This is a genomic window from Bradyrhizobium sp. CCGUVB1N3, assembly GCF_024199925.1.
Taxonomy (GTDB): Bacteria; Pseudomonadota; Alphaproteobacteria; order Rhizobiales; family Xanthobacteraceae; genus Bradyrhizobium.
Window position 1 is genome coordinate 1,356,824 of the sequence record NZ_JANADR010000001.1, and the last position, 14,948, is coordinate 1,371,771.

20 protein-coding genes, 2 tRNA genes and 1 pseudogene are annotated in these 14,948 nt (G+C 63.4%); 11 read left to right on the forward strand and 12 right to left on the reverse strand.

The window, feature by feature from the left end; genetic code table 11:
* The first annotated feature begins 24 nt into the window (after positions 1–24).
* Entirely contained in the window at positions 25–234 is a 210-nt protein-coding gene (locus tag NLM33_RS06400) for a hypothetical protein (RefSeq protein ID WP_254095270.1), read from the forward strand.
* 424 nt (positions 235–658) lie between these two features.
* Here NLM33_RS06400 and NLM33_RS06405 read toward each other — a convergent pair whose 3' ends face one another.
* From NLM33_RS06405 to NLM33_RS06425, 5 genes are all read right to left on the reverse strand, one after another.
* Positions 659–994, reverse strand: coding sequence for a GYD domain-containing protein (locus NLM33_RS06405; RefSeq protein WP_254095271.1), 336 nt, complete (start codon positions 992–994; stop codon positions 659–661).
* A 760-nt stretch (positions 995–1,754) separates the two neighbouring features.
* A tRNA-Pro gene (locus NLM33_RS06410) sits at positions 1,755–1,831 on the reverse strand.
* Between the two features lie 74 nt (positions 1,832–1,905).
* Positions 1,906–2,382: a DUF192 domain-containing protein gene (locus tag NLM33_RS06415; protein ID WP_254095272.1), complete on the reverse strand. Its 477-nt coding sequence runs from the start codon at positions 2,380–2,382 to the stop codon at positions 1,906–1,908.
* Between the two features lie 131 nt (positions 2,383–2,513).
* Complete coding sequence (locus tag NLM33_RS06420) at positions 2,514–3,176, reverse strand: cold-shock protein (RefSeq protein ID WP_254095273.1); 663 nt, start codon at positions 3,174–3,176, stop codon at positions 2,514–2,516.
* Positions 3,177–3,375: 199 nt separating this feature from the next.
* Positions 3,376–4,137 (reverse strand): Sir2 family NAD-dependent protein deacetylase, encoded by a 762-nt coding sequence (locus NLM33_RS06425; protein ID WP_254095274.1) that lies wholly within the window; start codon positions 4,135–4,137, stop codon positions 3,376–3,378.
* A 434-nt stretch (positions 4,138–4,571) separates the two neighbouring features.
* On the opposite strand from NLM33_RS06425, the gene NLM33_RS06430 reads away from it, so the two are divergent.
* Complete coding sequence (locus NLM33_RS06430; RefSeq protein WP_198031950.1) at positions 4,572–4,736, forward strand: hypothetical protein; 165 nt, start codon at positions 4,572–4,574, stop codon at positions 4,734–4,736.
* A gap of 69 nt (positions 4,737–4,805) precedes the next feature.
* Here NLM33_RS06430 and NLM33_RS06435 read toward each other — a convergent pair whose 3' ends face one another.
* Complete coding sequence (locus NLM33_RS06435; protein WP_254095275.1) at positions 4,806–5,081, reverse strand: hypothetical protein; 276 nt, start codon at positions 5,079–5,081, stop codon at positions 4,806–4,808.
* A 293-nt stretch (positions 5,082–5,374) separates the two neighbouring features.
* Between NLM33_RS06435 and NLM33_RS06440 the strand changes: the two genes are divergently transcribed.
* On the forward strand, positions 5,375–5,605 hold the full coding sequence (locus NLM33_RS06440) for a hypothetical protein (protein WP_254095276.1): 231 nt from the start codon (positions 5,375–5,377) through the stop codon (positions 5,603–5,605).
* Positions 5,606–5,825: 220 nt separating this feature from the next.
* Here the strand turns inward: NLM33_RS06440 and NLM33_RS06445 are convergent, their stop codons facing one another.
* Both NLM33_RS06445 and NLM33_RS06450 read right to left on the reverse strand, forming a co-directional pair.
* Positions 5,826–6,026, reverse strand: a complete 201-nt coding sequence (locus tag NLM33_RS06445) for a hypothetical protein (RefSeq protein WP_254105672.1) — start codon at positions 6,024–6,026, stop codon at positions 5,826–5,828.
* Between the two features lie 167 nt (positions 6,027–6,193).
* The gene (locus tag NLM33_RS06450; protein WP_254095277.1) at positions 6,194–6,544 is read right to left on the reverse strand and encodes a GrlR family regulatory protein; all 351 of its coding nucleotides are present in this window, start codon (positions 6,542–6,544) and stop codon (positions 6,194–6,196) included.
* Between the two features lie 173 nt (positions 6,545–6,717).
* Here NLM33_RS06450 and NLM33_RS06455 point away from each other — a divergent pair, with 173 nt between their 5' ends.
* Together NLM33_RS06455 and NLM33_RS06460 are read left to right on the forward strand one after the other, a co-directional pair.
* Positions 6,718–7,170: a VOC family protein gene (locus tag NLM33_RS06455; RefSeq protein ID WP_254095278.1), complete on the forward strand. Its 453-nt coding sequence runs from the start codon at positions 6,718–6,720 to the stop codon at positions 7,168–7,170.
* A gap of 305 nt (positions 7,171–7,475) precedes the next feature.
* Positions 7,476–8,120: a glutathione S-transferase family protein gene (locus NLM33_RS06460; protein ID WP_254095279.1), complete on the forward strand. Its 645-nt coding sequence runs from the start codon at positions 7,476–7,478 to the stop codon at positions 8,118–8,120.
* A gap of 2 nt (positions 8,121–8,122) precedes the next feature.
* Here NLM33_RS06460 and NLM33_RS06465 read toward each other — a convergent pair whose 3' ends face one another.
* Genes NLM33_RS06465 through NLM33_RS06475 form a run of 3 tightly spaced genes read right to left on the reverse strand, consistent with a single transcriptional unit; the run spans position 8,123 to position 8,853 of the window.
* On the reverse strand, positions 8,123–8,290 hold the full coding sequence (locus NLM33_RS06465) for a hypothetical protein (protein WP_254095280.1): 168 nt from the start codon (positions 8,288–8,290) through the stop codon (positions 8,123–8,125).
* Positions 8,291–8,296: 6 nt separating this feature from the next.
* On the reverse strand, positions 8,297–8,563 hold the full coding sequence (locus NLM33_RS06470; protein WP_371929910.1) for a hypothetical protein: 267 nt from the start codon (positions 8,561–8,563) through the stop codon (positions 8,297–8,299).
* A 35-nt stretch (positions 8,564–8,598) separates the two neighbouring features.
* On the reverse strand, positions 8,599–8,853 hold the full coding sequence (locus NLM33_RS06475) for a PilZ domain-containing protein (protein WP_254095281.1): 255 nt from the start codon (positions 8,851–8,853) through the stop codon (positions 8,599–8,601).
* 210 nt (positions 8,854–9,063) lie between these two features.
* Here NLM33_RS06475 and NLM33_RS06480 point away from each other — a divergent pair.
* The 6 genes and pseudogenes from NLM33_RS06480 (at position 9,064) to NLM33_RS06505 (ending at position 14,611) form a co-directional block, all read left to right on the forward strand.
* A tRNA-Glu gene (locus NLM33_RS06480) sits at positions 9,064–9,138 on the forward strand.
* 519 nt (positions 9,139–9,657) lie between these two features.
* Positions 9,658–10,659, forward strand: a complete 1,002-nt coding sequence (locus tag NLM33_RS06485; protein ID WP_254095282.1) for an acyl-CoA desaturase — start codon at positions 9,658–9,660, stop codon at positions 10,657–10,659.
* Between the two features lie 149 nt (positions 10,660–10,808).
* Positions 10,809–11,021: pseudogene (locus NLM33_RS06490) on the forward strand (hypothetical protein); the annotation flags it as partial.
* Between the two features lie 579 nt (positions 11,022–11,600).
* Positions 11,601–12,632 (forward strand): PrsW family intramembrane metalloprotease, encoded by a 1,032-nt coding sequence (locus tag NLM33_RS06495; RefSeq protein ID WP_254095283.1) that lies wholly within the window; start codon positions 11,601–11,603, stop codon positions 12,630–12,632.
* Between the two features lie 69 nt (positions 12,633–12,701).
* Positions 12,702–13,280 (forward strand): HdeD family acid-resistance protein, encoded by a 579-nt coding sequence (locus NLM33_RS06500; protein ID WP_254095284.1) that lies wholly within the window; start codon positions 12,702–12,704, stop codon positions 13,278–13,280.
* Between the two features lie 245 nt (positions 13,281–13,525).
* Positions 13,526–14,611, forward strand: coding sequence for a 3-deoxy-7-phosphoheptulonate synthase (locus NLM33_RS06505; RefSeq protein ID WP_256570517.1), 1,086 nt, complete (start codon positions 13,526–13,528; stop codon positions 14,609–14,611).
* A gap of 52 nt (positions 14,612–14,663) precedes the next feature.
* Here the strand turns inward: NLM33_RS06505 and NLM33_RS06510 are convergent, their stop codons facing one another.
* Entirely contained in the window at positions 14,664–14,915 is a 252-nt protein-coding gene (locus tag NLM33_RS06510; RefSeq protein WP_254095285.1) for a hypothetical protein, read from the reverse strand.
* Positions 14,916–14,948 lie beyond the last annotated feature (33 nt).

The following is a 14,948-nucleotide window of genomic DNA, read 5'->3' on the forward strand; positions in this document are numbered from 1 at the left end:
CGCCCAGGCAGGGAGAGCGCAGCAATGAGCAACATCGTAGACCTACGGCGGACCGTCTATTTCGAGAACGAGACAGACATCGAGGACATCGTCCGGCTCACCGAATTGATGGTCGTGATGCTGGCTCAACCCGATGCGGAGACAGCCCTGGACGGAATGCACTGCCTCATGGGGATCATCGCAGACAAGGCCCGTGATCTGCGGGGGCGCCTTGTGAACGGGAGCAGGCCATGAAGCGCCGTCGCGGATCGCAGCGAGCCCGCAACCGACAGCGGCTGGCTGCTCATGCCCGCCGTTTGAGACGGTGACGACGAGGCCCGCCGGTTCACGCTGGCGGGCCTTTCCTACGAAAGCATAGAAGCGATGGTGAGCAGAGCCATCGCGGCCAGCGCCCACATCAACATTTGATGCATCCACTGCCGGTTGCGTGTCATGGGGCACCTGCTGGGATTGCTGATCATTCGCAGTAGGCGCCGGGCTAGCTCAGCGGGATTGAGCTAGATCAATAGAAAATCAGCGCCAGGGGGCGAAGGCCACGGTTATTTGGCTCACCGGATCACCCCGTAGTTCTTGGCTGACTTGCGTCTCGGCTTGAGATCTTGAGCCGACCTCCCGCGGTTGAAGGCTCGCATGATGCCGATCGCAGCGAGCGGCTCGCTTAGCTCTTGCCGGGGGGGCGATAGTTGCTCGCTGCTTTGGAAGCCCTTTCGGCCACCTTTTTGAATTCCGCTCCGGTCCAAGCTCTTGCAGTTTTCACGTCAGATATTGTGCCTGCCGCCACCGCTGCCAACATTGCGGCGATGATGGATTCGGACTCGTTAGCCTGAGAAATGACCATGAAGTCGCTGTCGCCGGTCGTGAAGTAAAAGCTGATAAGCTCGCCACCGGCACCCTCAATCAGCTTGCGCACAGCCGGCTCTCTGTCCTCGGGTGCGCTAACCAATCCCTTGGCATAACTCTCGGTGAAGCAACCACGCGTGACCAACCTGATCATAACGCTCCTCCATTGCTTTTGAGCTTATTGCAACCGAGATTTTAGGCTCGCCTTAGGAGGGTTATTGACATGGATCAATCCGACTCGCCGAAGGTGATCTTCGGTCGGACGGTCAGGCATCACAACATCATCCCGCCGAATTGACCGATCGTGAAGCCGCCAGAGCTTGGGGTGATTAACGGTCGAACCACATGCCTAGCGGGCGACAACACTCGATTGGAAGCAATTGTCGTGCGCGCTGTTTTTGCCTTGGGCCTGTTGATGGCTCTGTGTGCCGCTGGGAATGCCGCCACGGTGCATCGCACAGTGCCATCGCGCACGCGCCAGGACGTCTTCGTTCCCCCTACTCAACTCATTGCTCCCGGTCAAGGCGTGGCGACCCCCGGCTTCGCTGTCCCGGGCTGGACCGACGAGGCCACTCGGCGATGGATGGACAACAACACGGCCTGTTCACGCTGTGGCGGATAGCCCGCCATGTTGCGACTCTTCTTGACGGCGGGCCGCCTGCCGGAGTCTGATCCGCGGCCATGGGGCGGGATCAGCACATCATCGACGAACTCGAGCGGTTCGAGCGGGGCTCTGCTTGGAGCTTGGCGGACGACAGCACGATGCATGAGGAGCGTTACGCGCTGCTCGAGTTCGCTGCGAACTATCGCGACGAAGCAAGCCGGTGCCCTCGCCGCGCCTTCCCATGGTCTTCCCAATCGGAAAATCTGGGAAGATTTGGACCTCAGAACACCATCTAAGTATTTGATTTTACTGGTCGGGGCAGCTGGATTCGAACCAACGACCTGCAGTACCCAAAACTGCCGCGCTACCAGGCTGCGCTATACCCCGAATGTCCAGCAGGCCCCGTCGATACACGCTTCAAGGGCCGCCAGCAAGGCGGCTGTGCGCCGCCGATTTTGGTCCTATTTGGCGCCGAACAGCGGATGCGCGACGCGGTCGCCGGGGCGGATGCCGTATTTCTGTGCCGTGCCGGCCGGCACCTCCAAGACCGCCCGGGCGAGACCGCGCGAGGGAATGATCTTGGTCGACAGCGGCTCGGTATTCTCGGCAATCCGCAGAATGCGACCGTCGGCTGCGATGAAGATCATGTCGAGCGAGATGTAGGTGTTCTTCATCCACATCGTCACTTCCTGCTCGGGCGAGAAGTCGAACAGCATGCCTTTGCCGTCCGCGAGCTCCTTCCGGTACATCAGGCCGGTCGTCTTCTCCTCCTCAGTCGTGGCCATCTCGACGGAGAACACCTGAACGCCGTTCCTGGTCGCGATCTCGAGCGGCTGGAAACTCGCGGCCCGCATGGGGACGGCGCAAGCGGCAAAAACGAGGATTACGGCCAACAAGCCCCGGACAAGGGACCAGGCTGCCTTGCGATCAAATTTCATGGAACGGCACTCATGCCAGCGGCGTGGGAAGGGATGCGCATCCTAACCCGGCGATCATGGCAAATGCCAGACGGCCCTACCCGGCCCGGCTGCTCACGAATCCGGGAACAGCCGGCTGGAAGACCTGGTAGCTAGTGGGACTGGAGCCCGGGCGATCCGGTCTCGGGATGGATCTCGGCGGCCATCATGCCCTTGGAGCCCGGCCCATAGCGGACCAGCACATACTGGCCCGGCCGCAACTCGGTCATGCCGAAGCGGCGCAGCGTCTCCATGTGCACGAAGATGTCAGGTGAGCCCTCACCACAGGTCAGGAAGCCGAAGCCGCGGAGCCGGTTGAACCACTTGACCTGTGCCCGCTCCAGCCCGCTGGTTGGCGTCACCGTGACATGGGTGCGCGGCGGCAGCATCTGGGCGGGGTGGATCGCGGTCGACTCGTCCATCGAGACGACGCGGAACGCCTGGTAGCCCTTGGCGCGCTGGATGCACTCGACGACGACGCGGGCCCCCTCATACGCGGTCTGGAAACCGTCGCGCCTGAGCACGGTTACGTGCAAGAGCACGTCGGGCCAGCCATTGTCGGGAACGATGAAGCCGTAGCCCTTCGAAGCGTCGAACCATTTGATGACGCCCGTGACTTCGACGAGATTAGCACTGGCTTCACCGAGCCCGGTGAAGGGATTGAGCGATGTATCGCGACCGACACCTGCGATCTCGCCTGGTGACAGCCGCCCAGGCGACGCGCCTGGCGCGGGAACCCCGACCTTCTTGGACTCGAATCCGTCCGACGACCCCATAACCCCGGACCTCACACATCAAAGGCAGACCGCCCTCAGCGACGGTGCCGAATCACGCGTCTGGACGAGAACTTCTCACCACGACGCCACACGAATCTCTCGAATCAAAAGATAACACTACCGGTTGCGGCGCATAGACAAAAAAGAGATTCGCCGGAACCTATGAACAGTCTTGCACAGCAGCGAATCAAATTCGCCGTCAGTTGCCGACGAACGGCCCCAGGGTTTCGCCGATGTCGTGGTGGATCACGAGGTCGGCGATCTCGTCCTGCTCGGTCGGCTCGCGATTGATGATCACGAGACGCGCACCGCAATTCTTTGCGATCATTGGAAAACCGGCTGCCGGCCAGACCACGAGCGAGGAGCCGATCGCGATGAACAGATCGCAATGCTGCGCAAGCTCTGTCGCACGCTGCATCGCATCTTCCGGCATCGCTTGCCCGAACGAGATCGTCGCCGTCTTCACCGGTTCGGCACACACGGTGCAGTCTGGCGCGGCACCGTCTGTGTCGAACCGCCGCTTCACCCAGTCGAGCCGATAGATCTCGCCGCAGCCGATGCAGCGCGCGTAAGTGGTATTGCCGTGCAGTTCAATCACGTGGTCGGCGGCAAACCCCGAGGCCTGGTGCAGATTGTCGATGTTCTGGGTGATGACGGCGGGAATCTTGCTGGCGCGGTAAAGCGAGGCGAGCGCGCGGTGGCCGCGTCCGGGTTTTGCGGCGGCAAAGGTCGGCTCCATCGCGAAGCGGCGGCGCCAGGATTCATCCCGCGCCTCCTGGCTCGCGACGAATTCGTCGAATGGGATCGGACGGTTACGCGTCCACAATCCGCCCGGCGAGCGGAAATCGGGGATGCCGCACTCGGTCGAAACGCCTGCGCCGGTGAACGGCACGATGGTGCGCGCCGCGGCGATCATGTCGCCGAGCCTTTCGACGCCGCTGCGAAGATCTGATGCAATCATGGGCAGCCATCCCGTTCGCGAACGTGCCTCCTATAGCACGCCCGGCCGGTCGCCATGACCTCCCTCATCGCAAATCACGCCCCGCTGCCTGTGGATCGGGCGGCCGCGGCGCCTGTCACGCAGCGACCTTCTCAGGGAGCTTTGCATTCGCGCGCTCGCTCAATTCCGCGAGCTCTTCGATGCTCAGAGAGTCCAGATCGATCTTCGCCACCTCGACCTCCTGATTTGCTCATTTGGGCTAGCGGCAGAGCGTCCAGGCGACAAGGTGGTTGACACTCTTATCCACCATGAAGCGCGACGAGGTCGGCAAGTTTTTCCGCCCATGCCTCGTCCCATTGACGCCCCATTCGAGGTCGATCAATGCATCCGTTCGAATCCGACTCAACGCGATGCGGCGGCAGCGCTTGAGGTCAGTTGGTAAGAAGGGGATGGACATGACGGAAGAAGAACAGCGTAAAGCAAGGGAGCGTGAAGAGATCGCCGCGCGCGTCGCCGCCTTTCGCGCGACTCAGGAAAAATTCAAACGCGAGCGAGAAGAATATTTTGTCTCGACGCTGGAGAACGCCCGCAAGGTCGAGCGGCCGTCGCTTTGGCCGTAAGGCCGTTTTGAATTGAACAAGCAAAAAGCCCGGAGCGCTGCTCCGGGCTTTTCGTTTCGCCGCTTGGTTTTACCAGTGACGCCAGTGATGGTGCCGGTAGTAGACCGGTCCGCCGTAATAGGCGTAAGGACCCGGTCCGTAGTAATAGCTCGGACCATAGTCATAGTAGCTCGGGCCATAATAATATGGATGGGACGCGGCGATCGCGCCCGCCGTGAGTGCGCCGGCTGCGAGACCGAACGCAAGACCCGGTCCGATGCCGCGCCCGCGCGCCTCTGCCGGTGCCGCAATCGCGGTCGCGCCGACGGTCGCAACGGCGGCCAGAACTGCCAAAGTCTTTCTCATGCGCTTTCTCCTCCATCGCTCTCGGAGGACCAACGCCTGCACCGCCCGATGGTTGCGGGCGATCGACGCCGGCGAAACCCGGGCCATTCGAAAAAAATCGAGCCAATGTGGAACAAACGGGCTCGCCGGCGCATTTGACCTGCAAGTGCAGCAGCCTCCGCCATCCGGGTCGAGGCGAAAGCACGAAGACCCCGTCAGCATCCTCCGTGGTGTTGGCGGGGTTTTCAATTTCAGGGCGAGGTGGCAGCAGAGGCGTCCCCTTGCCAATGGGGAGGGCATTTGAGGAGGTCCGTTTGCCGATTGCCGCATTGCTGGCCCGCATCCGCAGGCTCATCCCCAGACGCAAAGATGAACACTATGAGGAGATCGTCCGCAGCTTCGGCGTCGGCGCCTTGCGCCCGCCACCTACCCCAATGAGCGACGGAGAACTTGCCCGTGCGATCGCCGAGTTCCTGAAGGACTCGCCTTCAGCAAGCTCGGTCTCCAGCCTCGGGCGGCGACTGGATCCATCCTCCGGGACCTGAGCAACTTTCTCGTCACGGTCTCGGAACAAACCCGCCTCATGCACGTTGGCTATCCTCGTTCGCGCAGAGAGGCTGCGATGCCCGCGTGGCTTGAAGTCCTGCTCAACCTGGTCGGCTACGCCGGCTTCCTAGCGCTCGCCGCGCGCAGCGCCTCGCGAGCGCGCGGCCCCGGCGATGACTCACATTTGCGGCAATAGGATTCGAACGAGCGGCGGCGCACTCAGTGCGTCTGAGGCGGTTGCCCCGCCGTCCGCACCAGCCGGTCAGCCTTCACGAGCACATGCGAGCCGTCTTCCACCTGCGGACGCAGCGAGAAGCTGACCATCACGAAGGCGGCGCAGAACAGCGTGCCGACGACCGCGACACGACGAAAGGTCTGTCGGTCGGCCTGGTAGAAGGACGGCGTCGAAGGTGGTGTCATGGCCATTGTGCCTGGCTCTCTCGTTTGGCTTTGCCTGCGAGCCGACACCTATCGCAATGCGCCGCAACTGCAACGCGATCCGGCTTTTTAACCTAACCGAATAGGGTTATCTGATCTCGCGCAAGCTTTCGTTAGGCTTTGCTGCGCAGCGCTTTCCGCGCGCGCGGTCAGATGTCGGCGAGCCGCTTCAACGTCGCACGAAAGCTCAGGCTGCGGTTGCCGCCGACCAGCACGGTGCCGAACACTTCCGCCTCCTTTTCGGTGAACGTGCCGGAAAAGCCGCTGGTGACCTCATGCCCGCCGAACAGCGGCCGGACAAAGGCATCGGCAAACGGGGTATGCTGATTGGTGGCAAGCTCGCCCTTCCAGGTGCCGTTGCCGACCGTGTACGAGCCTTGCGACCAGAAATACGGCCCGCCGCCGAGCAGCACCCCATCCCGCAGCACCAGCACGCCGCTATCGCGGCCCTTCACGCCGTCGAGCATGTGGATGTGGATGGAGTAGAGCCCGTTTTTCATGGCGGGCCCGATGATACAACCTGGCGCCGACAGCGTCGAGCAGCGGCGTGAAGCGCGAGCCTGCCATGCGGCCGGTTGCACGCTCCTCCCCCTGCCCTCGCCGCGCGTTTGCTGCTATGGAACGGCCGAACCAAGCCCGCCTCAGTCAAAGACCGCCTAGGGAGAAAAAGACCATGCGTTACCTCCACACCATGCTGCGCGTGCGCAATCTCGACGTCGCGCTGAAATTCTACCAGGACGCGCTCGGCTTGAAGGAGGTGCGGCGGATCGAGAACGACAAAGGGCGCTTCACGCTCGTCTTCCTGTGCTCGGCGGACGATCTCGAAGCGCTCAAGAAGCAGCCCTCGACGCGCGGCGCGCCGCTGGTCGAGCTCACCTACAATTGGGACGAAGAGAAGTATGGCGAGGATCGCTTCTTCGGCCATCTCGCCTATGAGGTCGACGACATCTACGCGACCTGCGATCGGCTGATGAAGGCCGGCATCACCATCAACCGTCCGCCGCGCGACGGCAACATGGCCTTCGTCCGTTCGCCCGACCTGCACTCGATCGAGCTGCTCCAGAAGGGCGATCCGAAGCCGCCGCAGGAGCCGTGGCTGTCGATGCCGAACACCGGTCACTGGTAAGCAAGCACGCACGTTCCACTTGGAACGAGCCCTGCCCGGCGGCGTTCTCTCCTCAACGAGGACATATCGAGGAGGACGCGAATGGCGAGAGGGATGTTGCTGTGGTTGCTTGGCGTGCCGATCCCGGTGATCATTCTGCTGTGGCTGTTCTTCGGCCACTGACGCTTGTCACCGGTTGTCGAAAGTGCCTGAAAGCTCCGCCGCTGGCGGAGCTTTTTGCATGAGACGGCTTCGCAAGCGCTGCTCGCGCGCTGCGCGATATTCCGCTATCACCCGCCGCAATGCATGAACGCGGGAGGAGCAACATGCCGGAGCAAAAGCTGCAACTGACGGTCTGGGGTCGCGCCAACTCGGTCAACGTCCAGAAGGTGCTGTGGTGCCTGACCGAGCTCGAGCTTGCTTTCGAGCGCATCGATGCAGGCATGCAGTTCGGCCGCACCCGCGAGGCCGACTACCTCGCGATGAACCCCAATTCCCGCATCCCGACGCTGGTCGACGGCGACTACGTGCTGTGGGAATCCAATTCCATCATGCGCTATCTCTGTCTCGCCTATTGTCAGGACACGCCGATCTATCCGCAAGCCGCGAGACGACGCGCCGGCGTCGACCGCTGGCTCGACTGGACGCTCTCGACGCTCCAGCCGGCCGATCGTCCCGTGTTCTGGGGCATCGTGCGCACGCCGCCGGCCGAGCGCGACATGGTGCAGATCCAGAAGGACGCCGACGCGGCGGCCGAGGTCTGGCGCATCCTCGATCAGCAGCTCGCGACACGCCGCTTCGTGGAGGGTGACGACTTCACCATTGCCGACATCGCGCTCGGTGCCTATGCGCGGCGCCGGCTCGGCGTCGAGGGCATCACGCGTCCGACGCTTTCGAACCTGAACCGCTGGTTCGCAGAGTTCGCGAGCCGGCCCGGATTTGAGAAGCATGTCGCACCGCCGATGTCGTGAGGTTAACGCCAGCCGCGCTCGACCAGCAGCACGCAGATGACCAGCACCAGCGTGACGGCAGCGGTCGCAAGCCGCGCAGTCCAGCTCATGCCGCGGCCAACCCACCAGAGCAGCGCGCAATACATCAGGACGGGAACGATGATGTCGAGCGAGAGCCCGTTCGCCGGCATGCGCCGCTAGCGCCGGCTCGAAGCGCCAACACCGACATCGAGCGCGCCGCCGATCTTCACGCAGCTGCCGGTGCTCTCGACGCGAACGAAGCCCGGGCCGTAGGCGGCGCAGGCATTGGCGCTCCCCGTGCCCCTGAGCGGCAGCACCTTGCCGGCTTGAGGCGATCGATCCGATGTGGGCAGGCGCGCCGTCTCGGCACGGGCCGAGGAGATTGCGAGACAGCCGATGGCAATGATGGAGAGCGCGCGCATAGCGCCTTGTAGCGCGAGCACGGCCCGGTTTCCATCCGCACCGGCGGCGCCGAAGGTCAGATGAATTTGATCCCGGCGGACTTGCCGCGCCGCCAGACCACCTGGCAGCTCTGCCCGGTCCGGGCATCGCGCGCGAAGGCTAGGCGGATGACGCCGGGCAGTTGAGCCGCGTCCTCGTCAAGCGTGATGCGGGCCCCCGAGCTGGAGATGTCAGCCACGAGGCAATGCCGCGCGGCAAAACCGCCATCGAGCGTGACCCAGGCGTGCTGGGACAGCAATTTGCGTGCTGCCCGCTTCTTGGTTGCGGCCATCGGTTGGAAATCTCCCCCTCCAGCGCTACCGCAGGGAACCCTAAGAAACCGTTGAAATTGCCTCCGAACTTTCCCAAGGGCCAGTTTCTCCACCGGTCCCAAAAGACGTTCCCGAATGGCTTGCCCCACCGGCCAAAGGCCACTATACGTTCGCCCGCCGCAGGGCATTCCGGGCACGACTCGTTTGGGCCCCGGCACGGCGCAAGTCTTGCTCCCTTCGTCTATCGGTTAGGACGCCACCCTTTCACGGTGGAGAGAGCGGTTCGATTCCGCTAGGGAGCGCCAGCACCGGACTTGCTGAAACCAACGTATAGCTATCGCAATACCGCAAATTCCGGCCTCATCAATCGACATGAGGAACGAAACCGTCTGGATCATCGTCCCCGCTATCGGCTTCGCCATTTTTCTGGCGACGATCGTTCTGCTCATCGGCCGGTGATGCCAGGTTCCGCCCCCAACCCGTGATCTCGTCTCCACTGCGGGCATTGCGATCTCCTGCGAATATGATCCGCCGGTTGGCACTCCACTCGCAGTCGGCGCCTGCGTCGGCCGCGCGATCCGCAAATTCGCGAACGGGTTTGCGGTCAAATTCGCCGAGAAGCAGAACCGCGACGGCCTCGTCCGGCTCGTCGTCCGCTCCAGCCAGCTTCTGAAAGCTACGGCCTGAGGCCCGACGCTCGCCTTGGAACCGGATGCTTAACTTTCCTTTAACTGAATTGTTAGCTCAATTGTTGGAATTGCCCACCCGCCCGCTATAGGGTGTGCCTGAGTACCCGCGCAATCGTGGCGGGATTGGAGTTTGGAATGTCCGTCGCTGATGCAGAGTTCGCTGCGGAAGGATCCCAATCGGCCCAGCCGCAGCTTCCACCCGGGGTGATCGTCAGCGGACCGGTCGTGCAGGCCAAGTTGCGCGAGAGCTATCTCCTCCTCGGCATCCTCTACGTCGGCTCGATCGCGGGCCTCATCTGGGCCTTCACGCAAGGCATCGGCTGGGTGGAACTTGCTGTCTTCGTGGCCATGTTCGCGCTGACCACATTCGGGATCGGCGCCGGCATGCATCGCCTGTTCGTGCACCGCAGCTTCCGGTGCGGGCCGGTGGTGCGGACCTTCTTCTGCGCCATTGCGCAGATGGCGATACAGGGTTCGATCGCCAAATGGGTCGCCAATCATCGCCGCCATCATCTCTACGCCGACCATGTCGGCGATCCCCACAGCCCGCTCTACGACGGCTTCGGCAACCGCTATGTCAGCCTGTTGAAGGGCTTCCTGCATGCCCAGGGTGGCTGGGTGTTCGACCAGGCAACCACCGACAACGACTTCTACGCAAAGGACATCCTGGCCGACCCGATTGCGATGTTCTTCGTCCGCACGCGGTGGGTTTGGTACGGCCTGTCGGCGGTGTTCATTCCGGCAGCCATCGGCTACGCCTGCGGCGGCGTTCACACCATGATCGGCTGTGCGCTGTTCTCCGGGCTCTTCCGCGCCTACCTTCTTATTCTTGTCAGCCAGCTCACCGGCTCGGTCTGCCACAGCTACGGCTATCGCCGCTTCGAGCTCGACGATGCCTCGACCAACGAGTTCGTGACCACGATCCTCACCTTCGGCGAGGGGCTGCACAACAATCATCACCGCTTCCCGCGCGATGCCTATATCTCGCATGCCTGGTACGAGTTCGACCTCAACGGCCTGATCATTCTGGGCATGGAAAAGCTCGGCCTCGTGCATGACGTTTTCCGCGCTTCGCACCGCCAGCTCGAGCTTGCGGAGACGGCACCGAACGCCCGAGCCTCGTCGACGGCCGGCTGATCCCTCCCCGGCCGGCCGCCTGCGCCGCCCCGCCTTAACCGCGTTCGATTGATCGCCTTGTCTTGGCCCAAATTGCCGAGGCAAACTCATCTCGACCGTGCCTTGTGCGCGGCCTTCGCTGTCATTGCTCGCTTGCGATCGGAGACCGAATGGCTGTCAACAAGATCACTTGGGAACGCGTCGGCCGGGTCAGCGAGCCCGGACGCTACATGTACACATTCGGATGGCTGACGATCACGGAGGGCGACCTCCAGGTCTGGCAGCAATATCCCGACGCGGCCTTCACGCTCCTCGCGCAAGTACCGTCGGCGGATGCGGTCGGCGATGAATTCCATCTCGGCGCGTTCGACATCTCACCCGACACTCAATCGGCTTCCGACAGCGCATATGCGGATGCCGTGACGGGCGGGCACACTAGTGGCGCATTCGCACCGGACGCGGAGCGCCGCAGGGAACAGATGGCATAGGTGTTGCTTTGTCAGGGGCATGATCCATCTTCCCGCTCCCGATCAGGCCGTCCTGCTACTGCTCATCATCGTCTGCCTGGGCTCGTGTTTTGTGCGGGTCTTCTGGCAGCTCGAGCAGGTCCGCACACGCCGCGTCGGCGATAGGCGCTTGAGGTGCCCTGCGCCTGTGCGGTTTTCGCGATTTCGCTTATGGACAGGCGATCCGGATGCGCGCTTCATGAAGCGAAGAAACGATCGAAATCCGTTGATTTGCCTAGCGAATTGCGATCCCGCGCGGCACGCAGGATCCTTGATGTGGATATCAAGCGGAAACTGTTATGCGGTTGATTAAGCTGGCGCTTTCGATTCCCGCACCGCGCACGGATGAATGGGTGCTGTCGGGACCGTTAAGGCTTGCGACAGCAACCGCATGACACATCGTCGCATCGCTGCAAGTGGATAAGCTGACCAAGGGAACCTATTGTCCAGCCGATGATGACCCTGCTTGAAGCATTGCCGACCGTGATCGGGACGGCCGCCGTCGCGCCGGCCTTGTTGATGCTCTGGCTCGTCATCGCGGCCGAGGAGCGCCCCGGTCCGCCGGCCCAGGTCTGGACCGCCTTCCTGCTCGGTGCGGCCAGCATTTCGCTGCTGGGGCTGGCCCGTGCGCCCTTCGCCAGAATGGTTGCAGCCCCCGACGATCCCTGGGCGGCGCTCGCCATGCATTCGATCTTCGGCGTGGCGCTGCCGGAGGAAGCCGTGAAGGTCATCGCCATCGTGCTGGTCTCCTCGACCAAGCGGCGAACCTTTGCCAATCCGATGGACACGGTGGTCTACGGCGCCGCGGTCGGGCTCGGCTTTGCGGCCTACGAAAACCTCGCCTATCTCGTGCAGCATGCCGACATGTGGCGCGCGCTGGCGGCCCTGCGCAGCGTGCTCACGGTGCCCTTCCATGGCGCGCTCGGCATCATTGCGGGGGCCTATCTCGCCATTGCCCGCTCAGGCACGGCGCTTGGCGCGCACCGCCATCATCGCGACTGGGCGCGTTTCTCAAGCCGCGTCCTGATGCTGATGGGGCCACTTGCGCTGCATGCGAGCTTCGATTTTCCGCTGCTGACCCTGCAGCGGATGCCCGACCTCGATCCGACTTTGCGGATGTGGTTCGGCGCGGCGAGCCTTCTGATCGGCTTCAGCTCGATTGCTTTCGCCATCCGCCTGGTGCGCCGCGTCGCGCGCCATCACGCGCCGCGCACCGAGATCGCGCGCGAGCGCCTCAGCCAGCTTCGCCGCATGTGGGCGCTGCTGGTGATCGGCGGCGGCGTCGGTTTTGTCGGCCTCGGCTTCGTGCTGACCTCGATCCATCACTGGCTGGTCAATCCCGATCACAACGTGACGCTGGTGCTGATCCCCATCGGCCTGACCTCGATCCTGCTCGGCATCGCCCTACTTGTTGTCACAACGGCGATCTACGTTCTCGGCCGCAACCGCATCCGCACCCGCGCGGAAGGCTTTTCATCCGCGCCCTGAGGCGGTGGTCACTGCGGAACGCGCATACTAGAGTGAGCCGCATCTGGTCCTTGCGGCCTGGAGGCCTCCATGACGTCGCCCGAGCAATTTGCGCGCTTGCAGTCCGCCATGAGCCGAGCGGTCAAAGCGCATTGGAAGGCCTTCCTGTTCGAAGGCATCCTGCTCGTCGTTCTCGGCATCGCCGCGCTGATCCTGCCGCCGCTCGCAAGCCTCGCGATCACGATCTTCCTCGGCTGGATGTTCCTGATTAGCGGGATCGGCGGGCTGGTCGTCACCTTCTGGGCGCGCAACATGCCGGGCTTCTGGTGGTCGCTGATCTCGGCGGCGCTGGCCGTGCTCGCCGGCATGGTGCTGCTGGCGCGGCCGATGCAGGCGGTGCTGACGCTGACGATCGTGCTCGGGGCGTATTTCCTCGCCGAGGGCGTCGCCACCATCATGTATGCGCTGGAGCATCGGCGCGAGCTGACCGGCCGCTGGTCGTGGCTCGTGATCTCCGGCCTCGTCGACATCGTTATCTCGTTCCTGGTCATCACGGGCCTGCCGAGCTCGGCGGAATGGGCGATCGGTATCCTCGTCGGGATCAACCTCCTGTTCGGCGGCGCCACGCTGATCGGCATCTCGCTTGCGGCGCGCAACAGCAACACTTGATCGGCGCGTTGGCTCACCTCCCTGTTTGGGGCTGTTTGGGGGGTGACAAGCCCCAAAGGCTGCGCTATAGAGCCGGCCATGATCACCTTCGCCACCAGCTATTTTTGGTACTTTAGCTACGACAGCTCGCTGGCGGCGGGAGGATCGCGCTCAATCTGACACATTGCAGCAAGACATCCGAACAGCCGCCAGACCTGGCGGCTTTTTTTATTGGCCGGCAGGATCTCAAACAACAGGAGCCCGCCGTGCTGAGCACGACCGACGATCTTCGTATCCGCGAACTGAAAGAGCTGAGCACGCCGGAAGAGGTGATGCGGGAGATCCCCCGCACGCTCACTGCAACCCGTGTGGTGATGGCGGCGCGCAACGCGATCCACGCCATCCTCAATGGCCAGGACGACCGCCTTCTGGTCGTCGTCGGCCCCTGCTCCGTGCACGATCCCAAGGCCGCGATCGACTACGCCGAGAAGCTCGCACGCCTGCGCGAGGATCTCGCCGATCAGCTCGAGATCGTGATGCGGGTCTATTTCGAGAAGCCGCGCACCACCGTTGGCTGGAAGGGCCTGATCAACGACCCCGACCTCGACGGCAGCTTCGACATCAACAAGGGCCTTCGGCTTGCGCGCAACGTGCTGTCCGCGGTGAACAATCTCGGCCTGCCGGCCGGCGCCGAATTCCTCGACATGACGACGCCACAATACATCGCCGACCTCGTGTCCTGGGCTGCGATCGGCGCGCGCACGACTGAAAGCCAGATCCATCGCGAGCTGGCGTCGGGGCTGTCCTGCCCGGTCGGCTTCAAGAACGGCACCGACGGCAATGTCCGCATCGCCGCGGACGCAGTGAAGTCAGCGGCCCATCCACACCATTTCATGGCGGTGACCAAGCGCGGCCGCTCGGCGATTGCCTCGACCGCGGGCAACGAGGACTGCCACATCATCCTGCGCGGCGGCAGCAAGCCGAACTACGACGCCGGAAGCGTTGCGGCGGCCTGCAACGAGCTCGCCAAGTCCGGCGTCGGGCCGCGCCTGATGGTGGATGCGAGCCACGCCAATTCGAGCAAGAAGCCGGAAAACCAGCCGATCGTCACCGCCGACATCGCCGGCCAGATCGCCGGCGGCGAGAGCCGCATCATGGGCGTGATGATCGAGAGCAACCTCGTCGCCGGCCGCCAGGACGTGGTGCCGGGCAACCCGCTCATTTACGGCCAGAGCATCACCGATGGCTGCATCGACTGGACGACGACGGCGAGCGTGCTCGAGCAGCTTGCCGACGCGGTCGAAATCCGGCGGAACACGCAGCGCTCCGGAGTCCAAGAGCGCTCGGCGTAGACCACAAGCTGCGGGCGGGGCGAGCTGTCGCGCCCTGCCCGCGGAGGATGACCTAGCACCCGCGGCAGATGCTCTTGATCTTCTTGTCGAGCGCCTGGTTTTCCTTGCTCAGGGGATCACTGGGATCGCTGAGGTTCTTCTCGCTCGGCACGTCGGAAACGCGCGGCTGGCGATGGCCGACCGGCGCGGGCAGCACGGATCCAGCGGATTGACCCGATGTCGTCGATCCCTTGCTGCCGGTCTGCGCGATGGCCGTGCCGCCGAACAAGGCCAGCAGCGACAGTGCCACGACGATTTTTCTCATTCTGCTCCTCCACTCCGAAAAGCCGGCGCGCCC

Excerpts from the sequence above, each read along its gene's own strand:
- NLM33_RS06400 (WP_254095270.1), top strand. The coding sequence starts at position 25 with ATGAGCAACATCGTAGACCTACGGCGGACCGTCTATTTCGAGAACGAG.
- NLM33_RS06405 (WP_254095271.1), bottom strand. The coding sequence starts at position 994 with ATGATCAGGTTGGTCACGCGTGGTTGCTTCACCGAGAGTTATGCCAAG.
- NLM33_RS06415 (WP_254095272.1), bottom strand. The coding sequence starts at position 2,382 with ATGAAATTTGATCGCAAGGCAGCCTGGTCCCTTGTCCGGGGCTTGTTG.
- NLM33_RS06420 (WP_254095273.1), bottom strand. The coding sequence starts at position 3,176 with ATGGGGTCGTCGGACGGATTCGAGTCCAAGAAGGTCGGGGTTCCCGCG.
- NLM33_RS06425 (WP_254095274.1), bottom strand. The coding sequence starts at position 4,137 with ATGATTGCATCAGATCTTCGCAGCGGCGTCGAAAGGCTCGGCGACATG.
- NLM33_RS06430 (WP_198031950.1), top strand. The coding sequence starts at position 4,572 with ATGACGGAAGAAGAACAGCGTAAAGCAAGGGAGCGTGAAGAGATCGCC.
- NLM33_RS06435 (WP_254095275.1), bottom strand. The coding sequence starts at position 5,081 with ATGAGAAAGACTTTGGCAGTTCTGGCCGCCGTTGCGACCGTCGGCGCG.
- NLM33_RS06445 (WP_254105672.1), bottom strand. The coding sequence starts at position 6,026 with ATGACACCACCTTCGACGCCGTCCTTCTACCAGGCCGACCGACAGACC.
- NLM33_RS06450 (WP_254095277.1), bottom strand. The coding sequence starts at position 6,544 with ATGAAAAACGGGCTCTACTCCATCCACATCCACATGCTCGACGGCGTG.
- NLM33_RS06455 (WP_254095278.1), top strand. The coding sequence starts at position 6,718 with ATGCGTTACCTCCACACCATGCTGCGCGTGCGCAATCTCGACGTCGCG.
- NLM33_RS06460 (WP_254095279.1), top strand. The coding sequence starts at position 7,476 with ATGCCGGAGCAAAAGCTGCAACTGACGGTCTGGGGTCGCGCCAACTCG.
- NLM33_RS06465 (WP_254095280.1), bottom strand. The coding sequence starts at position 8,290 with ATGCCGGCGAACGGGCTCTCGCTCGACATCATCGTTCCCGTCCTGATG.
- NLM33_RS06475 (WP_254095281.1), bottom strand. The coding sequence starts at position 8,853 with ATGGCCGCAACCAAGAAGCGGGCAGCACGCAAATTGCTGTCCCAGCAC.
- NLM33_RS06485 (WP_254095282.1), top strand. The coding sequence starts at position 9,658 with ATGTCCGTCGCTGATGCAGAGTTCGCTGCGGAAGGATCCCAATCGGCC.
- NLM33_RS06495 (WP_254095283.1), top strand. The coding sequence starts at position 11,601 with ATGACCCTGCTTGAAGCATTGCCGACCGTGATCGGGACGGCCGCCGTC.
- NLM33_RS06500 (WP_254095284.1), top strand. The coding sequence starts at position 12,702 with ATGACGTCGCCCGAGCAATTTGCGCGCTTGCAGTCCGCCATGAGCCGA.
- NLM33_RS06510 (WP_254095285.1), bottom strand. The coding sequence starts at position 14,915 with ATGAGAAAAATCGTCGTGGCACTGTCGCTGCTGGCCTTGTTCGGCGGC.